The organism is Leptotrichia sp., assembly GCF_057270615.1.
Window position 1 is genome coordinate 1 of sequence record NZ_DBHIXN010000143.1, and the last position, 1308, is coordinate 1308.

Here is a 1308-nt window from a genome sequence, read left to right on the forward strand (position 1 = left end):
TTTTTTCTGGCTATATCAAGTGGAGTATTCCCATTTTTATCTTTAAATAAAATTTTTAAATTGGGTTCTGAGAATACTATATTGTATAATGATGTCATTTTTTCATCAGGATACAATGTCCCATATGCACAAAAAAGGCGATTTAATGGAGATTCTCCTGTATTCATATCTATTGACGATAAACTTTCTCCTCTTTCTAGTAATATTTTGTACAAATCCAATGTAATTTCTAAATCTGTTTTTCTATTATCCAAGGATATATTACTAAACAATGGGAAAAACAGGTTTATTCCACCCCCTTTCTTCTTTTTGACTGAAGCTCCCTTTTTTAATAAAAATTTAACTATTTTATATTTTTCTTTAGGTTCATAATTGCAAAAAGCAGTATATAGTAAATCTTCCTCATATTGTTGCCCCTCCTCAAATTTTTCTAGAAAAGTTTCATATGTACCAAAATATGCTTCTGAATACACAGTAGGATTTTCATTATCAGGCAATTCAACTATCTCTTCATAATTTAATTCTGGTTCTCTTTCTAAAAATTTAGTCCATTTTTTTAATAGTACTGACATTGATTTCCTTGAAATTTCCGCCTGCGAATATCTATCTTCTGGAGAAAAAATAAATGAAAGATACATGTTGTTCGCTACTATATATCCTGCCCATCCTTCAGTTCCAGTTTTTTCATCATATACATCACTTCTCAACATTTTTATATTATGTTTATAATCAATTTTTCCATTTAATATATCTTCTTCAATATCTGCTAAATAACTTGCTACATTTTTTTCCTGTATTGAATTATTTAAACTAATACAATCAGCTCTCGTTTTAATAAGATTATTATTTCCTACAGACACAAATTTAAATTTAAACTTCATTTTAATATCCTTTCTTATTGATTTTTTTTAGGAAATACTGTTGTTCTCGGATATTCGAATCCTTCTACTTTAATTCCTGATGGCGTAATTCCTTCCCATTTTGATTGATTTGTAGGATGCTGAGTTCTTAATTTATACGCCGTATCACTTTCAACTTTTATTCTATTCCCTGTCCACCATTCTGGAAACATAGTATTTATATATCTCTTCGGAAGCCATTGATTAGTTCTTGAATTAAATATCTCAATATTATTTTTACGAACTCCATTTGATGTAACTCCCAAATCATTGATAATTCTAACGGTTGGAGTTAGAGTGCTGTGTCCTCCTACTGGATCTCCATATCTGTTTATTTCTCCGCTTATTATATGATTATCAAAGTCTATTGGAGCTGTCACATTTCCAACATTTCTATCTGCTCTCAGAT

2 protein-coding genes are annotated in these 1308 nt (G+C 29.4%); both read right to left on the reverse strand.

Annotation, left to right across the window (positions count from 1 at the left end; all coding sequences use genetic code 11):
- Positions 1-881: DUF5376 family protein (locus tag ACO409_RS10970; protein ID WP_485557201.1), on the reverse strand; the 881-nt coding region annotated here is incomplete at its 3' end.
- Between the two features lie 14 nt (positions 882-895).
- Positions 896-1308 (reverse strand): EndoU domain-containing protein (locus ACO409_RS10975; RefSeq protein WP_485557203.1); only part of this gene is annotated, 413 nt, incomplete at its 5' end.